This is a genomic window from Paenibacillus tabacirhizosphaerae (assembly GCF_040812395.1).
GTDB lineage: Bacteria > Bacillota > Bacilli > Paenibacillales > NBRC-103111 > Paenibacillus_E.
The window spans coordinates 1,626-22,275 of the sequence record NZ_JBFNXH010000006.1; the positions used below are offsets into that span (position 1 = coordinate 1,626).

At 45.0% G+C, this 20,650-nt stretch carries 18 protein-coding genes, 2 pseudogenes and 1 riboswitch; of the genes and pseudogenes, 5 read left to right on the top strand and 15 right to left on the bottom strand.

All coding sequences use genetic code 11. The features are described from left to right. Nucleotides 1–1,260 (bottom strand): DUF7948 domain-containing protein (locus ABRS97_RS12505; protein WP_367814303.1); only part of this gene is annotated, 1,260 nt, incomplete at its 3' end. Between the two features lie 503 nt (nt 1,261–1,763). Further along, a complete protein-coding gene (locus ABRS97_RS12510; protein ID WP_367814304.1) occupies nt 1,764–3,050 on the bottom strand; it encodes a DUF3800 domain-containing protein in 1,287 nt (428 codons plus the stop codon). A gap of 493 nt (nt 3,051–3,543) precedes the next feature. Between ABRS97_RS12510 and ABRS97_RS12515 the strand changes: the two genes are divergently transcribed. Next, nucleotides 3,544–4,248, top strand: coding sequence for a toll/interleukin-1 receptor domain-containing protein (locus ABRS97_RS12515; protein ID WP_367814306.1), 705 nt, complete (start codon nt 3,544–3,546; stop codon nt 4,246–4,248). 440 nt (nt 4,249–4,688) lie between these two features. Here ABRS97_RS12515 and sigK read toward each other — a convergent pair whose 3' ends face one another. Further along, entirely contained in the window at nt 4,689–5,390 is a 702-nt protein-coding gene (gene sigK / locus ABRS97_RS12520) for an RNA polymerase sporulation sigma factor SigK (RefSeq protein WP_367814307.1), read from the bottom strand. 327 nt (nt 5,391–5,717) lie between these two features. Here sigK and ABRS97_RS12525 point away from each other — a divergent pair, with 327 nt between their 5' ends. Continuing rightward, a complete protein-coding gene (locus tag ABRS97_RS12525; RefSeq protein WP_367814308.1) occupies nt 5,718–6,425 on the top strand; it encodes a HEAT repeat domain-containing protein in 708 nt (235 codons plus the stop codon). 55 nt (nt 6,426–6,480) lie between these two features. Continuing rightward, a complete protein-coding gene (locus tag ABRS97_RS12530; protein WP_367814309.1) occupies nt 6,481–7,167 on the top strand; it encodes a hypothetical protein in 687 nt (228 codons plus the stop codon). Nucleotides 7,168–7,283: 116 nt separating this feature from the next. Here the strand turns inward: ABRS97_RS12530 and ABRS97_RS12535 are convergent, their stop codons facing one another. Continuing rightward, nucleotides 7,284–8,018, bottom strand: a complete 735-nt coding sequence (locus ABRS97_RS12535; RefSeq protein WP_367814310.1) for an MBL fold metallo-hydrolase — start codon at nt 8,016–8,018, stop codon at nt 7,284–7,286. Nucleotides 8,019–8,238: 220 nt separating this feature from the next. Continuing rightward, nucleotides 8,239–8,337, top strand: a riboswitch (purine riboswitch). A 59-nt stretch (nt 8,338–8,396) separates the two neighbouring features. Here ABRS97_RS12535 and ABRS97_RS12540 point away from each other — a divergent pair. Continuing rightward, a pseudogene (locus tag ABRS97_RS12540) lies at nt 8,397–8,795 on the top strand (FAD-dependent oxidoreductase); the annotation flags it as partial. A gap of 158 nt (nt 8,796–8,953) precedes the next feature. Then, nucleotides 8,954–9,316, top strand: a complete 363-nt coding sequence (locus ABRS97_RS12545) for a LytTR family transcriptional regulator DNA-binding domain-containing protein (RefSeq protein ID WP_367814311.1) — start codon at nt 8,954–8,956, stop codon at nt 9,314–9,316. 47 nt (nt 9,317–9,363) lie between these two features. Here ABRS97_RS12545 and ABRS97_RS12550 read toward each other — a convergent pair whose 3' ends face one another. The 11 genes and pseudogenes from ABRS97_RS12550 to ABRS97_RS12600 form a co-directional block, all read right to left on the bottom strand. Beyond that, entirely contained in the window at nt 9,364–9,789 is a 426-nt protein-coding gene (locus tag ABRS97_RS12550) for a hypothetical protein (protein WP_367814312.1), read from the bottom strand. Nucleotides 9,790–9,888: 99 nt separating this feature from the next. Further along, nucleotides 9,889–10,015, bottom strand: a pseudogene (locus ABRS97_RS12555) (sodium:solute symporter family transporter); the annotation flags it as partial. Between the two features lie 50 nt (nt 10,016–10,065). Continuing rightward, a complete protein-coding gene (locus ABRS97_RS12560; protein ID WP_367814313.1) occupies nt 10,066–11,325 on the bottom strand; it encodes an MFS transporter in 1,260 nt (419 codons plus the stop codon). Next, nucleotides 11,322–11,771, bottom strand: a complete 450-nt coding sequence (locus tag ABRS97_RS12565; protein WP_367814314.1) for a MarR family winged helix-turn-helix transcriptional regulator — start codon at nt 11,769–11,771, stop codon at nt 11,322–11,324. Before ABRS97_RS12565 ends, ABRS97_RS12560 begins: the two co-directional genes overlap by 4 nt. Before the next feature lie 633 nt (nt 11,772–12,404). Continuing rightward, nucleotides 12,405–12,773: a hypothetical protein gene (locus tag ABRS97_RS12570; RefSeq protein ID WP_367814315.1), complete on the bottom strand. Its 369-nt coding sequence runs from the start codon at nt 12,771–12,773 to the stop codon at nt 12,405–12,407. Between the two features lie 60 nt (nt 12,774–12,833). Beyond that, complete coding sequence (locus ABRS97_RS12575; RefSeq protein WP_367814317.1) at nt 12,834–14,603, bottom strand: ABC transporter ATP-binding protein; 1,770 nt, start codon at nt 14,601–14,603, stop codon at nt 12,834–12,836. A gap of 256 nt (nt 14,604–14,859) precedes the next feature. Then, nucleotides 14,860–15,948, bottom strand: a complete 1,089-nt coding sequence (locus ABRS97_RS12580; protein ID WP_367814319.1) for a lactonase family protein — start codon at nt 15,946–15,948, stop codon at nt 14,860–14,862. A gap of 108 nt (nt 15,949–16,056) precedes the next feature. Beyond that, nucleotides 16,057–17,160 carry a GerAB/ArcD/ProY family transporter gene (locus tag ABRS97_RS12585; RefSeq protein ID WP_367814321.1) on the bottom strand — a complete coding sequence of 368 codons (1,104 nt, stop codon included), beginning with the start codon at nt 17,158–17,160 and terminating at the stop codon, nt 16,057–16,059. Between the two features lie 68 nt (nt 17,161–17,228). After that, entirely contained in the window at nt 17,229–18,362 is a 1,134-nt protein-coding gene (locus ABRS97_RS12590) for a Ger(x)C family spore germination protein (RefSeq protein ID WP_367814323.1), read from the bottom strand. Between the two features lie 2 nt (nt 18,363–18,364). Next, on the bottom strand, nt 18,365–19,459 hold the full coding sequence (locus ABRS97_RS12595; protein ID WP_367814325.1) for a GerAB/ArcD/ProY family transporter: 1,095 nt from the start codon (nt 19,457–19,459) through the stop codon (nt 18,365–18,367). A 46-nt stretch (nt 19,460–19,505) separates the two neighbouring features. Next, nucleotides 19,506–20,627 carry a Ger(x)C family spore germination protein gene (locus tag ABRS97_RS12600; RefSeq protein ID WP_367814327.1) on the bottom strand — a complete coding sequence of 374 codons (1,122 nt, stop codon included), beginning with the start codon at nt 20,625–20,627 and terminating at the stop codon, nt 19,506–19,508. Nucleotides 20,628–20,650: the final 23 nt, after the last annotated feature.

A 20,650-nucleotide genomic window follows, 5' to 3' on the forward strand; every position in this document is an offset into this window, starting at 1 on the left:
GCTGCCCGCTTTGTCTGGATACCCCGAGTTAAAAGTTGTTACGTCGTAGGAACCACTTTCAAAACTTTCCTTGTACCAATCAATATTTTTATTTATTGTGTTACCATTATTATCATATGTCCAATTTTGTTCTAATCTTTTACCATATTTGGAGAAAATAAATGATCGTAATCTTCCCGAATTATCATAAACATATCTATTCATACTATAGTAACTTGAGTCTATAATAACCATTTCCGTAGTTGGATCAATAACTAAAGGATACTGTAACCCTTTATCTTCCAACGTCATCTCAATTAATGTCTTGTCCCCTTTCTGCTTCACATCCACCTTCAACTTGTCATAACGCTTGGCATCACTCGAAGTATCCTGAACCCACATTTGCGGTATCTTGAATTGGACTTTCCCATTCTTGTCTACAAAATCAATAGAACCATCAGAATTTAATCGAGGTTTCACACCTTTTGTTTTCATTTCAAATGAAAATATCTTTGGCGCCCTGTTATCCTGAAGAATCATCTGCATCTTAAGCTGATCATTTTGCACCTGATACTGTAAATCCGTACTCTGCCATGCATTCGGATAAGTGATGGTGTTTCCATATACGATTCCCGTAACATCGTTCATCCCTTCAGCTTTATATGTAACAGCTTGATCATACACCGAGAAGGTGACTGATTCTTTGCTGCTACGGCTATCGAGCTTCACCTTAAAATTGTTTGCCAGTACACTATGCGTGAAAGAGATATCATTATTGCTTACGACTCTCATTTCGAAACTAGGGTCAGTATTATCTAGTCGAATCGTATTATCGATATCTTGCCAAGCTTGACCATCAAAGTAATGTAGCGAATATGTAGCAGTCTGGACTGTTGTTGTTCCATCGTTGTTAAGGAAAGTTTTACTGTTTCTTGTGCGTTTATTGATGAGTTCTTTTACCGCTTGCGTAGGATTAAATATTTTGGATTTCTTATCATTGTATGTCACTGATGAAACAGTACTTGATTCATGGGGATTGAATGAACTGATAGCACTTGCAAATATATCCGTATTATTTGAGGATTTGTTTGAAAATAGAATCTCTGATGGATTCGTTAAATTATTGGGTGTTTGGGAAGTGATTGGAGCAAACGACTCATATAAAGGACTAGCTAATGGTTCTGTTAGAGGCAATGCTGCAATACCTCCAAACGGTATTAATGAAAATAAAACTGTACTCACTATAAGCGTCGATACTCTCTTTCTCCACTTCCAAGTCATATACTGACTCCTTTCGGTATTTAATTCCAATAGAATCTACTATATCGTACATAAGTCTCCTTATCTTTGAGATATATTGTCGAATCGAGTCAAAATTAGTGAAATTTGCATTAATTTTTTTGAGCATGAAAAATAGCCCTCTCAGCTTTAAAAAGGGCTGCGTTATATACAATAATATTCGACTAGTCTCCCCGATATAGCCTTACCACGCGCACTCCACATGCCTTGAATAGATAATAATGATGCTCTAAAAAGCTAGTATTCCATTGGTGGAAGATGTTTATCTCAATCATATCAATAAATACTTCCTTCAATCTATTAGACTATAAAATCTGCATAAAAACTGTCATTACATTTTGTAATCGCTACTTTTGAGGGAAAATTACTAATCCCCATGTTTGCTAGAGCTACACAGTCCATTGCCCACGCATATAATTCTTGGGGCAGCTTATAGCAAACAGGAACCTCACTTTCACTAACTGTAATCACTGGAGTCCCATCCTTCATAAAACATTTATTCTTAATGGCGGTTGCTTACTCGAATCAAAGAAGACTTTTCCTCCTCTTTGGTTAAAAAAATAATCCTTATCAGTCTCTGCTATCTGATCAACCTGCAATTTTGATCTCATATCATCATAATGTTTTGCTAAGCGTTCACATACCAGTGTATTAAAGTATTCGCCATGCATCTTTTTATCAATGGCTCTAACATCATCAATTGTCCTGTAGCTACTCATATAATCGAGCAAAGAAATAATAGCAATCAGGTCATCTGAGTAATTTCCTGAAAAAGCCTTATACCACGCATTATTCAAACGGCATATGACATGTAACAATCGTTTATATAAATAGAGTTGACGATCATTTAATTCGAACCACTTTTCCCCTAATATTTTCTTATTGACTCCATCTTCAAAGGAATCATATTGCAATTCAGTATGTAAAGATTTAAGCAATTTAGAGATTATACCAGCCAGCATATCCGCCATCCTAACCCCTACATGTTCTTTTGAATCAACCTCTGTAACAGGGGAGAGTCCTACTTGTTTTGCCGCTTTCAACGTATCGCTATCATCACCTTCTTTATCAATAAACAGCGCATATTTAGAAATATTTTTCTCTAACAAATATTTTTTAAAACCATCAAAAGCAATTCGATAGTTCCAATTAATATCCCTGTGCTCATTAATATCTTCAAGTAACCTTACTATTTGCGAAAAAGCTGATGTTTCGTGCCTCTTCAATTTTGTGTTTGCTCGATTCGCAGCGATTCGTTTATGGAAAAATGCTTTTAATAACTGAACCAATTCGCCTGTGTTTTCATACATTCCACTAATAATTTCCTGTGGTCTGTACATCACTATTGCCTTAACGATTGAATACTTCAAGGCATCCGCATCTACAAATACACTATTCATATAATTTAGAAAGAGTTGGTTTACGATATATTCTATTTTGCTTGTTACAGAAAAATACAAAAAGATGCGATTGTCAAACACATCTAAAAAGTCATGGATAAATGCTAAATTGTCGGAGCTTAAAGAAGCCAATCCATTTTTTAATTGTTTTGTCTTCAATGTCGAGCTTTTTAACTCTCCATTTGATTTGCGGTCTGAAAGCTTCTCTTCAAACTCAAGATATCGTTGAAATATAGAATTTTCATCTTCAGTACGCCATCCAACAATTGTTGTAACAAAATTATCGTAGTAATTATCAGAAACAACTGTAGAATGATTAATTTTTCTACTATGCTCAGATTCATCATAATAAAAATTAACGTTGTTTTCCATAAACACTATACCCCTTGTAGTATACGAAGTATTATTCCATTTATACCATGCAGTAGTAACTTGATCACAAGAACTAAAATGATTCACAACTCACTTTATAAAACACAAAATACTATTATAGCAATAAATATAGCAAGGGAGACCTTACACACTACAAAATCCCTCAGTGCAGTCACTGTCACATCTCCATTTCCGCACCATTATTATTAGGCGCTCCACATGTGAGGAGCACTTACGCTACTATTTGCAGATTGAGCATTGCCGCTCCCACCTTCAACTCGACCCTCTGCTTTACCACACTATCGATGATACAGTTCTTCGTTTCCTTGCTGAGGTGAATGAGCACCCGTCTGAATTTATTACAGTTAAAACAGGAAAGTAACGTGGTGGGACAGCTCTACGAATCAAGATTCGACAACACATCAAATATATGGAATTTTTTCCTGTTTTAAATTACTATAATACTAGGAAAATCAAATTAGGAGGTAGGGACATGACTAGATGTACAGCTCCAGTAAACGGACATCGCTCAGCAAGTGCCGCAGCCAACTGCCCAGCGTGCAGAGGGCGTTATGGCCGCTATGGTAGTGGTGGCGGCTACAATTCGTACTCGCCCTCATCTTACTCCTCGTCCTTGACAAGTGGAGGGGGTCGAAGCAGCGGCGGCGGTTCCGTCCGCAGTTCAAAACCACGCTGGTCAGGAGTAGGTTCGTCCATATTGTACACTTCTGAAGAAATTAGGTCATTAACACCAATCCGCAACAGCGTCGAAACCCTAGCAAAACAACCTGACCTTCGAGACGTCTTCCTTTGCCATGCGTGGGACGACCGGAAGGGAGCCGCAAAGGAGTTGCACGATCTGCTTGAGTCACACGGTGTCTCCGTCTGGTTTAGCGAGAAAGACGTTAGCCTCGGTGTTCCGTTGCTTCGCGCTATCGACAAAGGCTTGGCTAACTCGCGAGTTGGAATTGTGCTGGTGACCCCTGCACTGCTACGCCGCCTCCCAGCAGAGGGCATCGCCGACAAAGAACTTTCGGCACTCCTTGCAGGTGATCGGCTCGTTCCGATTGTGCATGATACAACGTATGAAGCTCTCCGCGAAGTCAGTCCCTTGCTCGGATCACGAAGCGGCTTGAACACTGCAGAAGAGCCAATGGCAGACGTCGCGGCCAAGCTCGCAGAGTTAGTCGCCCTTTAAGCTCTGTTGATCTACCAAAGTTTGCTGTTCAGTTGGGGCTGTTAGGATGCTTTACCGCTTCTCGCTTACTTGGCAGACGCCGTTGTACAAGGCTTAGTAAAGGAGACCTTGCATATAGCAAGGTCTCCTTTACTTTAGACTTGAGCAGTACTGTCACATCTCATTTCGCACCATCAATATTAGGCACTCCACATGTGTTATGTGTGGGTACATAAAGATAGGTGGTTCCGTAATCTGTTGAAAACTGGAAGATCGAGTATTTTGCCAAGAAATTGAGTGCTTTTAAAGAAACTAATCCGAAAAGAGAACAAGTAAGTATGTTAGGTAGTATGAAATTGCCACCGCGACAGACGAATTCGAATCGAAAAGATGCAGATGATCAAAATGGGGCAGATCGAATTTAAATTTTGTTGCCCCATTTTGTTCAACTCTATGAAAAATCAACGCTTCGCCTTATAAAACTCATGATAAAGCTTCATGAGCGCCCTTTTCTCAATCCGCGAGACATACGAGCGGCTAATCCCCAGCTCCTTCGCAATCTCCCGCTGCGTCCGCTCTTCCCCGCCGAGCTCCAACCCAAACCGGCCCACGACGACCTCTTTTTCCCGCTCATCCAATATATCTAAATTCTTATAGATTTTGCTTTTCTCAATCTTGAGCTGCACCTTATCCACGACATCATCCGCTTCAGTCCCGAGGATGTCGATCAACGTAATTTCATTCCCCTCTTTGTCCGTTCCGATGGGATCATGCAAGGACACATCCTTGCGCGTTTTCTTCAGTGAACGCAGATGCATGAGGATCTCGTTCTCGATACACCGCGCGGCGAACGTCGCGAGTTTCGTCCCTTTATTCGGCGAGAAGGATTCGATCGCCTTAATCAATCCAATCGTCCCGATGGAGATCAAATCCTCGAGATCTTCACCTGTGTTGTCGAATTTTTTGACGATATGCGCAACTAATCTTAAATTGTGTTCGATAAGCATGTTCCGGGAGTGATCATTACCTTCTGCCATGAGCCTGAGATGCTTTTCCTCTTCTTCTTCGGTGAGAGGTTGCGGAAACGCGTTATTTTTGACATAGGATACGAGCAAGGTTAGCTGTTTAATTAATATGGCAATCGCACTAAACAATCCAGGCATACCAGCCACCCCCCTTTAGTGTTTGCGGATCATAGCTGTTTCGGAAGCCTCCGCGCAGAGATTAGTATTAGTGTATGTGGGTGGGTGCCTAGAAGTGCATGTACGCAAAAGATAACCTCAATCACTCACTTTCCCTTCATCATAGATAAGAAAAGTTGCTCTTTTTGGTGTCATTTGTTGATGCAAAAAAACTGAATTTCATGATTTTGCTAACATTTTTTAGATGAATAATCATTTCTCACCATCATATATTTGAAATGTCTGAGCCTCAATTGCAGTAACAAAACGCTGCTATTAGGTTGGCAATATTTTATTAGGAGGATACCTGTGAGTAAAATCAAGAATGATTCCCCGAAAGTAGCGAAAGACAATTCACTCACGCTGGAAATTAAGTCGAAGGCGTTCAGCTTCAAAAGTTTCCCGGACAATCCGCTGAATGAGAAGATCGCCGAAGCAGTTAATGGAATGGGGCGCGTAGGGGCGGATGCCGACCACAAATACCAGAAAACCTTAGCGGGTCTGTCAAGATCCGCCAAAGAAGTCACGGCGCTAATCTCGGCCGAATACCATCAATTGCAGGAAGATGAATATTTGAACCGTTGGTCTTTGGTTCAGTTGTTGAATGATTTGAAACAACCGTCGACGTTAACAGCGCTGGAAGATATTGTTGCAAAGGCGATCCCGCCGGAGAGATCGGATGATCCGCACAGTTTTAGCACAGTCGGAGAAGAAGTCATTATTCGAACTACAGCGATCGAGGCGATTACCCGGATAGCGGCTTCAGGCGACGAACATGCGAAAGCGCTTTTACTTAGACACACGGCTCACGACAACTTTTCAGTAAAAAGAGCTTCAATCCAAGGGTATTTAACATATGGCGGCAAAGACGCGCACGAAGTGCTGTTAAAAACACTCCCGGAGGAAGATCATTACATTCTCGATATCAAACGGACGGATGTACGCAAAGTGCCGCAAGCGGAAGGCGGTCTTCATGTTGTCAACCGTGATAAAGATGTGTTACCCCCGCCGGTATAATGGTTCATAATGAGCTGCTGTTTTCCATAACTAACATCACCTGAGGAGGTATTTTATGGCAAGCTGTACATATACGGTTCCTGATAAAAATGTAAGCGGGGATAACTTTTACGGAGCTATTATTTGCAATCAGGCTTATATCGATTATTTTTGGAACACTTACGGTTTCAGCGGAAATAAAGATTATTGGGACGACGGTTTCGGTTGGGAAGATCCGTGCAATACAAACAAACCGCTCGCACGCGCTTTTAATGCTTGCTATTTGCTCACTTATTCAGCGGAAGACTACTCGAATGAAAGTTGGAGCTCCCCGATTCTCAACTGGGGCCGACGCTATGTTCGGGATAATATTGACGATTTGCGTTCTCTATGCGGCGACGGCAGTGCGATTGCCAGATCCTATTACGGGCCATTCACAGACGATCGTGTTGAGCTGTACTTGGGTTTCTTCTACTCTAAGGATGTTCCCGGCCGTGCAGAAACGCTCATTCATGAAGCGCGCCATATGGGAGGTAAAAGCCACAATGCCAATTTCCCGGCTGGTTCGGTCTTCGGCGGCGGAAAAAGCGGAGCAGATTCCAACTGGGGCTATGAAGGCGCGTGGATGTATGGGGCTCTGTACTTATGGTGGTTTTATGCGGCCGGCGCCCGCACCACTTCGGCTATGAGGGAGCGTGCCCGCCAACGGGGCAATCTTGTCATTGATAATGCGTTTGCGACACATCCCGGATTTAACATCTGATTCAACGGAACTTGGATGGGGCTGTCTCATAAGTCAAGAAAATGGCTTATGAGAGGCCCCTGCCAATGAATTTGGCGTAAGACGCTTTTGCAGTATTGAAGAAGCCGAGCGTCGGGTTATCTGTACCGCCACACGGGCTCCGCCAGCCGAACCCTATGTGACGCATGAAACTGCGCCCTCGCACCAGGTTCCACATAATCGTCCACATAGTGCATTAAAATCAGCTTCTCCTGAATCTCCTCAGGCAAAGTGAGCAGCTCCGCGAGCGACGTATGCGATGGCAACTCATCATTTTGCATGTGGCACTCATGATAAATCATGCGCACATTATCTGCCACGCTCCGAATGTAGCTCGTATCCAATCTTGTATCCCCGCTGAAATAGAAATGCGGTTTGCATAAGATCCCGTAGCTTAGCATGCCCGGCACATGCAGGGTTGGGATCGCCTCAAAGGTAACGCCAGCTATCGAGAAATGTTTTTCCACACGTTCCATATCGAAATAATCGGTCAGCGTTCGTTTCCCCCGCGTTGTCAATTCGAGACCATGGCGCAGACATTGCCATAAATCTTCTTCGAGGCCACCGGGCACAAAAAGCTTAGGCTTTACTTTGCCTGGATACACGCGATGAAATAAAGCCAGCTTCTGCAGTCCGTTGATATGATCCTCATGCAGATGCGTGATGAAAATGTTCGTGATTTGATTCAAGGACAAGCCCAATTGATGCAAGGCATAATGATTGGATTCCGGAAAATCAATGGCCAGATGTGTGCCTTCGAACTCAAACATGGCGCTATTGTGGCCTTGCAGAACGCTAAATCCATCCCCGCAGCCAAAAAAAGTAACTTTCATGCTAATCTAACCCCTCCAACTCCAAATGAACCCATCCGTATACGCCCGCTCTTTAATTTCCATCTATGAATACCGTTATCCATTGTACTACTTACAGACTGCACATTCTACTCAACTGCGCGCCCCGTCAGAAGCACTGATTGCAAAAGCAAATATACGAACATTAAACCATTGACATCATTTAATGTTCGTATTATGATATTCAAGGCATTAATAAACAGCTACATAGACTCGAATCGTTCGTATATCCTTGAGAATTGGCTTAAGGGTTTCTAGAGGGAGCCATAACTTCCTAGCTACGACGGGGCCGCTTTGGCATACCCGTGTGGCTGGGATTTTTTGCGTTTTCATGCGTTAAAAAAAGGAGATCGAATCGAAATGAGTACTTATGACTTCATTGTAGTCGGTGCTGGACCTGCCGGAATTTTTGCATGCTATGAAATGACGCTTCGCCATCCCTCAGCCCGCATCTTGCTAATTGATAAAGGGCACGACATTTACCGCCGCAGCTGCCCGATCCTCGAAAGTAAAATCAAGCTTTGTCCACCGCCTGCCGGGAAAAAGGATTTCGCAGGCTGTCTTCCTGCCTGTTCCATTACTGCCGGCTTCGGCGGCGCTGGCGCGTACAGCGATGGCAAATTCAATATTACAACCGAGTTTGGCGGCTGGATGACCGATTATTTGGCTCCATCCAAGGTGCTGGAATTGATTCGCTATGTCGATGACATCAACTTGCTTCATGGCGCAACGCCGAATGTAACAGACCCCACGACTGAAGCTAAACCACATACAAATTCAAACGAATTCCTTGCTGCAGCAGGCAATTCGTTCTTTATTTTTTTAGCCCGGAAACCCTTTCCCAAACGTTAATACTGTGTTAAAATGAAAGCGTTCTCAGTTGTAAGCGTTAACATTGTATAAGAGGGGGCCAAACAATGAATGTAGCGCTCGATATGAAAAACACCTATGAAGACTTTGTACTCCAAAAAGATATTGTGTACTTTCGGGTCGGAGAACGCGGACTTGTCAGTTTTCACGGTAAAAACTATCATATCAAGAAACGCATGTCGACTGAGGAGATTGTTGAAATCACTTCAGATCTCGACTTCTTTAAAGTCAACACGGACTGTTACGTAAATACGCGGAAAATCAGCCAGATTCAAGATAACAAGGTCTTCTTTGAACTCAAAGGCGCTGAATCCAAGTATGTAACGATTACGAAGCTCCGTCAGTATCGATTGAAGGAAATCTGGCAGCAGCGTAAAACAGAAGCCATTCTGGAAGACATGATGAAATAGACGAAAAAGGAGCCAGCGATAACTTTCGCAAGCTCCTTTTCTTCATCTTATGAAATTTTGGCGAGCGCCTCTTGGTGATGTTCGCGAATTAGAAATTTTATGTAACTGACCGTTGTATCCTTTGCCTTCTTGGCCTCTTCCAAGGTTGCAAAGCTGTATTCCGCATGGTCCGTGCTTCCATACTTCTTCAACTCCTCGTACCCCATCCCCAGCGTGGAGAAATTATGTACGAGCTCATAAGGTGTATTCGCATCCGCATGTTTCACAAAAATATCTTTGCTGAAAAAAGAACCCTGCTTCTCAACTTTAAAAATAACCCGGAACGGTTTATCTTTATCCGATACGAAACACTTAATAACAACATCGATTTCCATCGTTTTATAATCCACCGGTTGGGCAGGTACCTGCTTCGGCATACGCTTCCATTTTTTAAGAAATCCCAGCATCGTCTTCTCCCTTCCCGTTCCCGACATGAATCTACATCATATTGTAGTGGATAGGTCGAAAGTTGACAACCTAATATTTGGATATTCCCGAAAAAATGAGTCTAATTTCCTACTTTTCAACGAATCCGCGCTTAACAGTCCTGTTAACATGCCGGGCACCGCGCCGGTCGTATTAAATCTTCGCCAGAAGATGGGGAACAGAATGACGGGTAGACGCGCTTGCCGCAATCGCGAAAGCCACCGAGACGAGGAACTATGCAAAAAACCAAGCTATCGAACGCTTGGTTTTCATGAGATATAGGATTAGACGGCGGCTTCTTCCAGCAATCTTTTTTTAGGCCCTTTTTTAAATTTCCAAATGATTAGCAAACAAAGCAGTCCACTTAATATGCCGCAGCTGAGAAAGGCACCGTTCGCCCCGTACCGGTCGGCGATGAAGCCCGCAAACAAATTTCCAATCGGTGTAGATCCTGCGAACACGAGGGAATACACACTCATTACCCGCGCTCGATATTCCTCTTTGGCATGCATTTGCAGGTTGGAGTTGCTATTGGTTGCAAACATGATGTTAAAAAATCCGGTCAGCGCCAACAGCACCCCCACCAGCCATGCGGAGCTGCTTAATCCATTGAAAATCAAGCACATAGCCACTAGCAAGCTGCATACGCTGCTGATGATGATCCGCGGTCCTTGTTTGCGGAATGACATCGTCAACGCCCCGGCAAAAGAACCGATTCCTAAACAAGACATCAACGTTCCGTAGGTCGTCTCTCCCAAGTGCAGCACATTTTTCGTGAACACCGGGATGAGTACGTTAAAGTTAAAAGCGAGCGTTCCAATCACTGTGACAAGCAGTACGGTTTGGGCCAGCAGCGGATCTCTGGCGATGTAGACAATCCCGTCTTTGATTTCTTTCAACACGCCTTCGCTTGACCTTTTTTTCCGCACATACGGGGCGGCTTTAATATGCAGCAATCCATACAGCACAGCAATAAAGCTGATCCCATTCAAAAGAAAGCACCAGCCTGCGCCGAGCAGCGCCATCATTACGGCGCCAATGGATGGACCCACAATCCGCGCCATATTGAACGTTGTTGAGTTTAAAGCGATGGCGTTCATCAAATCTTCTTTGCCCACGATTTCAATATTAAATGCCTGCCGCGTCGGCATATCCAGCGTATTGTTAAGCCCGAGCAGCAGTGCAAGCACCAAAATATAGCTGTATTTCACTGAATCCGTCAGCACAAGTATCGCAAGGGTGAAAGCGAGGATCATCGATACCGTCTGCGTGACGAGCAAAATATTTTTCTTCGGAAATTTGTCGACGATAATCCCTGCGAACAAGGAGAAACAAAGGATCGGCATAAACTGAAACGCGCCTACGACGCCAAGCTTAAACGGGGATCCCGTTATCGTGAGCACGAGCCAGGATTGCCCGATATTTTGCATCCACGTGCCGATGAGTGACACACACTGCCCCAGCCATAAATAGCGATAATTGCGATGCGTCAACGCATGAAAATGCCGATCGATAAAGGTCGTTCCCGCAAGTCGTAAATTCATTTCTCCACCTGCTCCTCTGCGAAACGCGCTGCATTGTTCCCCATTTTCTCCAGAATCGAATGCGCCATTTCCTTCTCTTCCTCTGTCATCCCGTATGTTAAGCGTTCCCGCCAATCGACAAGTACTTTGCGAACATCGTCCTTGATCAGCAGCGCTTTCTCGGTCAAATGCACTTCGTTGCAGCGCTTATCCTTTCTACTAACGGTCCGCGTTATGTAGCCTTGCTCCTCCAGCTTCTTTAACGCTTTTGCCGTCGTGCCTTTATCTATTTTCAAATACTCGGCCAACTCTTCCTGAGTCAGACCGTCTTCCTTGTACAGTGCATTCAAGAAAATATGCTGCCCTCTGCCAATGTCGTAATTTTTCAAGTGTTCGCCAATGTACATTTGCCCATAACGATAAAGTAGCGATACCCATCTGGGTATCGAATTTTTAGCATCTATCATGTGAACCCCCCTGTTCGCGATCCATATAGGAAATCGTTGCATTTGCCACTATTTCATCATACGCGCAATCGGTTGCAAGTGCAACTAATTTTTGCGATAAAAGGAGCCCAGGTTGGAGCAGGAGTTGGGTGCGAAGGCAGCTTGAGCTGGGCAGCTAGGGTGAGTGGCGGAACGACAATTCTCTATTCCACTAAGTAACACTAGATTCACCCGCAAAGAGGAACTATGGTGCGCTATATTGCTAGATGGTAACTGGAAATTCACTGTTTCTCATAAATAACGAACTGACGTTCCGCGAAAGTACCAAATTAGCATGTTTACAGAACGATAAAGCATCTACGTTCCGCTCATGCTGCAACTAGTGCAACTTTCGCATATAGTGGATGCTAGTGCATCTAGCGGTATACACATCCAACGCATCTAGAACATCTTGCTCAGCTAACACTTCTATCCCGTTCAACACACTAGCGCATCCAGCGCATCTATAGCAACTAACGCAACCATCAGCTCATTTCCGACCGTTCGCACAATGCCATCTTTGCATCAAAGGCACCTGCACAATCCTCCAAATCTATCGGCTCATCCAAAGCGACGGCATAACAAAAGCCTCTCTCGAGGCTTTTGGCATTCCTTCTATACTTGCAATGCTGGACTAGTTGACACACCAGATCCTTCAGTCTCTTTCAGCATCCGCTTACGTGATATCCAGCGATGCTGAACGAGAACACCGCGAATCCCCTCATCGAGAATTATTGCCGCATACACAGCGTAAAGCAGCCAACCGAACTTTAAGGCGAGGAGATACGTGCGACCAACCGCAACAACCCACATCAAGATCATGCTAATATTCATCACATGCTTCGTGTCGCCAACCGCATTCAGCGAGTTTTTCAGCGACATATTCCACATCTTGAGCGGCTGAAGAATCAAATCCAGCGCCAGGATGCCGACATCCGCTGCCGCATCGTCCGAAATACGGCTAACCATTCGTGTAACACGCATTCACAACACGAAATTCCTGCACAACATTTACATCTCCAGCTTCGATCTCGCGTCCGGGACCTAAGCTTGAAGTGCCTTTAATTTATAAAACTCACCGCGCTTCTCCATCAGTTCCTCATAGGAGCCCATTTCCGCAATCTGGCCTTTATTCATCACCACGATGCGGTCCGCGTCCCGGATCGTCGATAGGCGATGTGCGACGATGAAAGTCGTGCGCCCTTCAATAAGCCGTTTCATCGCCGTTTGCACATGGAGCTCAGATTTATTATCCAGCGCCGATGTCGCCTCATCCAAAATAATGATGGACGGATCACGCACCAAAGCTCTGGCAATTGCCATCCGCTGCCGCTGTCCGCCGGATAAACGGCCTCCATGCTCGCCAATGCGGGTTTCCACACCGTCCGGAAGACTTTCTATCACTTCGCGCAGGTTCGTCATATCAATGACCTCCCACAACTTTTTATCGGTGATATCTTTCAGTCCGTACGTTATATTTTCGCGAATCGTCCCTGAAAACAGAATGTTGTTCTGAAGCACAACCGCAAGCGATTTGCGGTATTTGCGTATATCCAGCTCCTCCATCGGAACACCGTCAATCCAAATGCTTCCTTGCGTTGGCTTATAAAATCCGATCAGCAGGTTCAGAATCGTCGATTTCCCTGCGCCTGACTCCCCGATGAAAGCTATGCATTCTCCCGCCCGGACGTCCAGACTCAAATTATTCAGTACATGCTTAGGAGACTCGCGATATTGAAACCCGACCTGATCGAAACGGACTTCCCCTTGCACACGCTCCAGCTTCTTGGTGCCAACATATTCTTCGGTATCTTTGGAGAATAAGATTTCCGTCACCGAGTAGATCGATTCAAAGCCTTTGGCAATGTTCGGATATACATTCAATATGGAGGTGACCCCCATCATAATCATGTTAAAAAATCCTTGAAACATCACAATATAGCCAACCGGTATCTGACCTTTATACGCCAGGTAGCCTGTAAAAATAAGACAGCCGACTTGGAAGATCTGAATCGTCACCCAGTTGGAAGAACCGAATAGCGCCTCCAGAATGTCCAGTTTATAGCCTTTGCCGCGCAAATTATTCAGCGTAGAATCAATTTTCTTAATTTCCACCTTTTCCAGCCCATGCGCACGGGTGACCGGAATCATTTCCATCATTTCCGACACTTTGCCGGACATATCTTCAATTTCTTTACGAAATTCACGGTTCGTCGAGCCCATTTTGCGGCGGAACAGCCACACAATGACTAGCAGGCCCGGAATCGTGAGCGCAAAGAACAAGCTTACGATCAGGCTGTAATAGAGCGTTATGAAGATAGTGACAATGACGGTGACCAGTGCGGGAATGATCGAAACCATGATCTGCTTGGAGAGAAATTCGATGGCCTCTACATCCCTAAGCACCTTAGCCTGCAGCTTGCCGGTCTGCAGTTCGCCATGATAGCTCATCGATAATCGCTGCAGCTTCCGGATCAATGTGCTTCTGAGGCTTGCCTCCACATGGCGGATCGCCTTGCTCATGTAACTGACATAGAGCGTGTTCGTAGGAATGTTTTGGATCAGGATGACCGCCAGTACGATCACGTTAATCCATAGTTCTTTGAGCGAATGCTTCTGAGGCTCGCTTGCGAAATTGATAATGCGGGCCGTCACGATCGGCAGTACCCAAGTCGGCGTATGCTTGATTAGAAAAAACAAACTCGATAATACAATTTTTGAATAATTGCCTTTGTACATAGCGGATAGAATGGCTATTGGTTTTTTTTCTGTTAGCCCTTCATCCTCCAGTAGATTGCCTAAACCGGGTTGCATGGTTGCAAGCCTCCTATCACAATTACGATCTAACATATGGTCTCATCCACGCCATAAACGCGCGTTCAAAGAAATGGACATTCCCTAGTATAGCACCATGTTCCGAAAGCGGATAGCGGAAATTTTCTTAACGGCTTAAGCCGTGGAGGCAGGCTGCTCGATCAGGAAGCCGTGAGCTGCGTCATCCGCGGCGCAACCAGAAAAAAGACCGTACGCAGCAAACGCATCATGCGCTTGCCCCGTACGGTCTTTTTCTTTACAAGAACTTCATGCAAACCGGCTTCGATACCTCTGCCGTTTGCCCTGTCTCTTCCAGCTTACCGGTTTCCGCATCGACGCGGAATACAGTAATGCTGTTCGAGTCCTGATTCGCCGCGAGCAAGTAATCCCCCTGCGGCGTCAAAGCAAAGTTCCGCGGCGTCCGCCCCAGCGTCGCCTGCAGCTGCACCAGGGACAGCGTGCCGCGCTGCCTGTCCACCGCATAAACCGCGATACTATCGTGTCCGCGGTTAGAAGCATATACATAGCGGCCATCTCCCGAAAGATGGATGTCCGCGCCAGAATTATCGCCGATGTCATGCCCTTCCGGCAGCGACGAAACCGTCTGAACCGCGGTCAACGTTCCAGCGGCCGCATCAAGTTCCATCGCTGTCACGGTGCAATCCAGCTCGCCAACCACATACGCGTAACGACTATCCGCGCTAAGGGCAAAGTGCCGCGGGCCTGAGCCCGGCTTCAGATGCGCTTCCCCGTGGGGCGCCAACAAGCCGCTTTCCGCGTCAATCGCTGAAATAACAAGCCGATCGAGCCCCAGATCGGCAGACAACGCGTAGCGGTTGTTCGGCAACGCATCAACCGAGTGCGCATGCGGAGCCTCTTGGCGATCCGCATGGGGCCCTAATTCGCCCTCATGCTTCACTAATTGCGAGCGCTCGCCAAGCCTTCCGTCCGCTTCAATCGGGAATACCGTGACGCTGCCGCTTCCGTAATTCGCCACTAGCAGCATGTGGCCCATTTGATCCAAGCTGACATAGCAAGGAGCCGAACCATGGGTCGGCACTTGATTCAGCTTCGTCAGCTTTCCTGTACCCGCTTCGATGTCATAAGCGGCAACCGAACCGCCAAATAACCCATTGTATGCTTCGGTCTCACTAACCGCATACAGCTTGGTGCACGCTTCATTTATCGTCAGGAATGATGCATTTGGAAGGTCGCTATACGGCTCAACAAGCTTGATTTCCCCACGTTGCCGATCAAAAGCATATAGACCAATCCCCTGTGCACATTGCTCATTCGTATAAGAACCAACGAACATATAAAGTGTACTTTGAAGTTCCTCCGCCATTTTATCCAATAACCTCCATCCGTACTTCCAACATTTTCTTCAACATCTTTTTATTTTATCACAATGCCATCTCTATATCCTATTGGGAAACCTACGGTTACCGCTTGCTCATTCGTTCTTTCTCCACACAAAACGATCATGTATCCATAAATAAATAAGTAAACAAACGGGAAATACATATTCGAAACCTAAACCGATCTTACCGAGAAACGCATTGAGCTTATCACTTTGATTGTTAGTAGGCATGAAGAAGTACGTGCCTATGGCAATAACCAGCCAAAACAGCCGAAGATGACCACGGTGTTCCTTCTTTCCTAACAGCCAGCTTGTGCAGAACAAGCTCGCATACATAGAGGGTAACCATCCTAATGAAAAAATGAGGATGTAAAACGCGATAAATAGCAATTCGATCCGCTCTAAAAACTTAAACTCGATTAACTTCAATACGCTAATTCCTGGCTGGTTAAACACCCTTATTTCGTCAGGACTGAAATAGACGAAGCAGACAAGCGTAATGAACAAATAGGCAAGCAACGTCAGCGTAAGGGAGGTGACAATGCCGATAGAAGCCTTTTGCTTATCCTTCAAGAACGGATAAAAAATAAACGAGGTTGCAAAGCCAAGATAATAAAAGAACGTGGAGGGGACAGCTGTCCATACAGGTTTCCATCCTTCCTTGATCACGGGGAGCAGATAGAGCCAGTGTGCGTTCTTCAATGGGAGTAAATAAACAATCGGTATCCACAAGGAGACGAAAATAACGATCTCTGCGTATCTGCCCACGCTGCGCATTCCGCCGCGTATAATAAGATAAGTGGAAACAAGCAGCAGCAGCATGATCAAATAGGCCTGAGTTTGCGGCAAAAGCCAATCTTTCGTAACCAGAACCGTCAGAACCATCCCGGTGTATCCGTAATAGAAGAAATAAAGGGCAAATAGAATAGCTGCCACTCTACCCGCCCATTTGCCCAAATACCGCGTCAATAGATCTAACAAGGTTCCGTCAGGGCATTTTTTCATCACTTGAATAACGACCAAGCTTGCCGCTACAGAAATGATCCAGCCTATCAGGAGCGCGATCCAGCCATCCGTTCCTGCTTTTTCGGCTAGTACTTGCGGTACTGTCAAAAAAACAACACTCAAGGACATACCGGAAGTGAGCAAAATATACTGTATGAACGTAATCTCATTGAACGCATATTTATTCATCATTCAACACCCTTCAGGCAATTGAGCCTTGCTTCTCTATCTATGTTGAAACGCTCATGCGCTTACAAGAATCACTTTACGGCCCCCATACTGCCAATGGCTGCTTTCACCGTAACATGAATGTCTGCTTTGGCGAGCGCTTCACCCCAATGGTCCTCCACTTTTTTGTATTGCTCATATTCAAAGGCACGCGCATAAACACCAAGCCCGATCGGATCGATTTGATGCTCCTGGATCTTCTTCATGAGCTGATCTAATTGCTTTTGCACTTGTTCGGCAATTTTATGCTCCAACTCTTTACCTTGATTTCTCACATCGTAAGGAAATAAATGCTCCGACAGTCCAACGTGCATTTGAATTTTCATATCAAACTGAAACTTGCCCTCGCGGTAGACGGTCTTGATTTTCGTTTTTATTTTATTTGAAGCAAAACTTAATTTATCCGTATGGAATGGCCCCGTCTTCGATTCGCCCGGAATGGATAGCGTCATGCTAAAGGATTTTTTCGCATTGTTTTGCAAAATTTTCAATAGAACGGTTTCCTTGGCGCTTAACGAAGTGACATATTTCCCTCTGTGATCCAATAGTGCAATACCGCTTAACTTAATCGCCTTGCCCTTGTACAATTGAATCTCGGAGATAGAGGGCGTTCCCCCTTTCTCATAGATTTGGCGGTGCAGCTCTTGCATCGTTGTATTTACTGTTTCCGATCTGGCGCTCTTCGTGTCGATCATCCCTCGCAGCAATAGGGGCAGCATAGGCTGGTCCGTCATCGTTAAGTTCATTATTTCAGATAGCGATCCATCGTAAACGACGACTTTTGAAGACACCGCGTTTTTACCGTCGCGAAATAAGACATCCATCAATCGGAACCAGTCTTCGTGCTGCACAATGCGTTTGCTGACAAGTACGACCGCTAGCTTCCTTCCATGAAAAACTCCAGCCGTTTGAGCGTCCAACTGGTCTCTTCCCTGACGAGTCGTTATAGTTTTCACTTCAACAACTTGCGTTTTTTTCGTAGCAAATTTGCTGAACGCAGGATTCATTGTAAAGAAATGAATCTGATTATCTTCATCGAGATCATAGCCAATTAATAGGGAAATCGCTGAATCTTCCATATCCAACCTGTCACTGCACCCCGAAACGAATACGGCTATCCAAGCGATAAGTATAACATTCAACAACCGCAACAACCGCTTGTTCATACCTACTTCCTCCAACCCAGACGATCATGAATCCATATATAAATAAGTAAACAAGCAGGAAATGCATATTCAAAACATAAACCAGCCTTAGTAAGAATTTTATCCAATCGATCACTCTGGTTAAAAGTTGGTATATAGAAAAACGCGACCAAGGCAAGTGCTAGCCACAGCACCCTCAAATGACTGCGGTGATCCTGCTTTGCGAAAAGCCAGCTTGTGCAAAATACGCTTATATAGATGGTGGGTATCCATGAAAATGAAAATATAAATAAATAGAAGGCGATAAACAGCATTTCAATCCGTTCTATAAACTTGAACTCAATCGTTTTCAGCACATTGACCACGGGCTCGTTGTACGCTTTCATTTCGTCCGGACTGAAATAGGCGAAACAGACAAGGGTAATGAACAAAAACAAGAGCATCGACATCGCATTGGAGATCGCAATGCCGATTGAAGCTTTGGGCTTGTTTTGCAAAAACGGATACAAAAATAACGTTACTCCAAATCCCAAATAAGAAAGAATCGTTGCTTGAAACGCTGACCATATCGGTCTCCATCCTTCCTTGAAGATAGGGAACAGATGCAGCCAGTGGGCGTCCTTGAGAGGCAATAAATAAACAAACGGTATCCATAAAGAGAGAAAAATAACAAGCTCTACATACCTGCCTATGATTCGAAGCCCATTACGAGCAATCGTGTAAGTGGGAATAAGAAGCAACAACATTGTGATATAGCCCGGAGTTTGCGGCAAAAGCCATGCCTTCGTATAAAGAACCGTTCTTACAAGCCCCAGATATCCGTATAGCAAGAAATAGAGGGCATAAAGAATCGCTCCCGCTTTGCCTGCCCACTCACCCAAATAGTGTGTCAATAGATCAAGTAAAGTACCGTCCGGGTATTTCTTCATCACTTGAATAATGACCAGGCTAGCCCCTGTGGAGAAGATCCAGCCGATGAGAATCCCCATCCAGCCATCTGTACCTGCCCGATCGGCTAATACTTGCGGCAATGCCAGTAAACCAATGCTGCTTTGAACGCCAAAATTTATGAAAATAAACTGCATGATGGTAATCTCATTCAGCCCATACTTTTTCATGCTATCACCCTTCAGACAAATCATCGTACCGATGAACACAACTAGGTTACTTCACAGGCCCCGAACTGGTCAGGGTTACCCTCACGGCAATATGGATGTCCGCTTTGGCGAGCGCTTCTCCCCAGTGATCTTCTACTTCCATGTATGGGATGTAGGCATGAGCCCGCGCATAGAGTCCCAACCCGATCGGATCGATTTTGTGCTCCTGTATTTTATGGATGAGGCTCTCCAATTGCTTTTGCACTTGTTCAGCGATCTGTGCCTCTAACTGCTGTCCATCCTTTTGCATATCATATGGGAAAAAGCGTTCCGTCAGCTCAGCAGGCACATCAATTTTGAAATCGAATCGAAATTTGCCCTGACGGTAGAAGGTCTTGATTTTCGTCTTTACTTTTCCGGTAGCTATGCTTAATTTATCTGCGGCAAATGGACTGCTCTTCGGTTGGCCGGGAATGGAAAGCGTTAAGCTCACGGACTTTTTCGCTTTATTTTGCAAGATTCTCAATAAGATGGTTTCCGGCATGTTCAAAGAAAGTACATAGATGCCCTTATGATCCAACAGGACCGTTCCGCTGAGCTTAATTTCTTTATTCTCCAGTTTAATTTCGGCGATAGAGGGCGTCACCCCCTTCTCATTCATTTGCCGGTGCAGCTCTTGCGTAGTCGTCTTTACCGTTTCCGATCTGGCGCTCTTCGTATCGATCATCCCCCTCAGCAACAAAGGCAGTGATGGCTGGTCGCTCGGATTTAAATAAATAATTTCAGAAAGCGGTCCGTCGTAAACGACGAATCTTGCCGTCAAGGGAACTTTCGGATCACGAAAGTAGACATCCATCATTTGAAACCAGCCTGGTTGCTGCAGAAGGCGTTTGCTGACAAGATTGACAAGAAATTTGCTGCCTTGGAAAGTGCCCGCCGTAAAGGCGTCCGCCTCTCCTCTCGATTGACGAAGCGTCTGTGCTTGCAAACCGATTTCTTGCGTTTTCTTCTCGATATTCTTGCTGAACACTGGATTTACCGCATAAGAGAGGAAGTTGTTATTCTTATCGAGATCATAGCCTGCTAACAGGGGGATGGTTCCATCTTCCAAATCCAGCCGATCACTGCAACCCGTAACGATGACTAGAACTATCGGGATGAGCAAAGCATACCGAAGCCGCTGATTCATAGGTTCTTCCTCCACTGGAAATG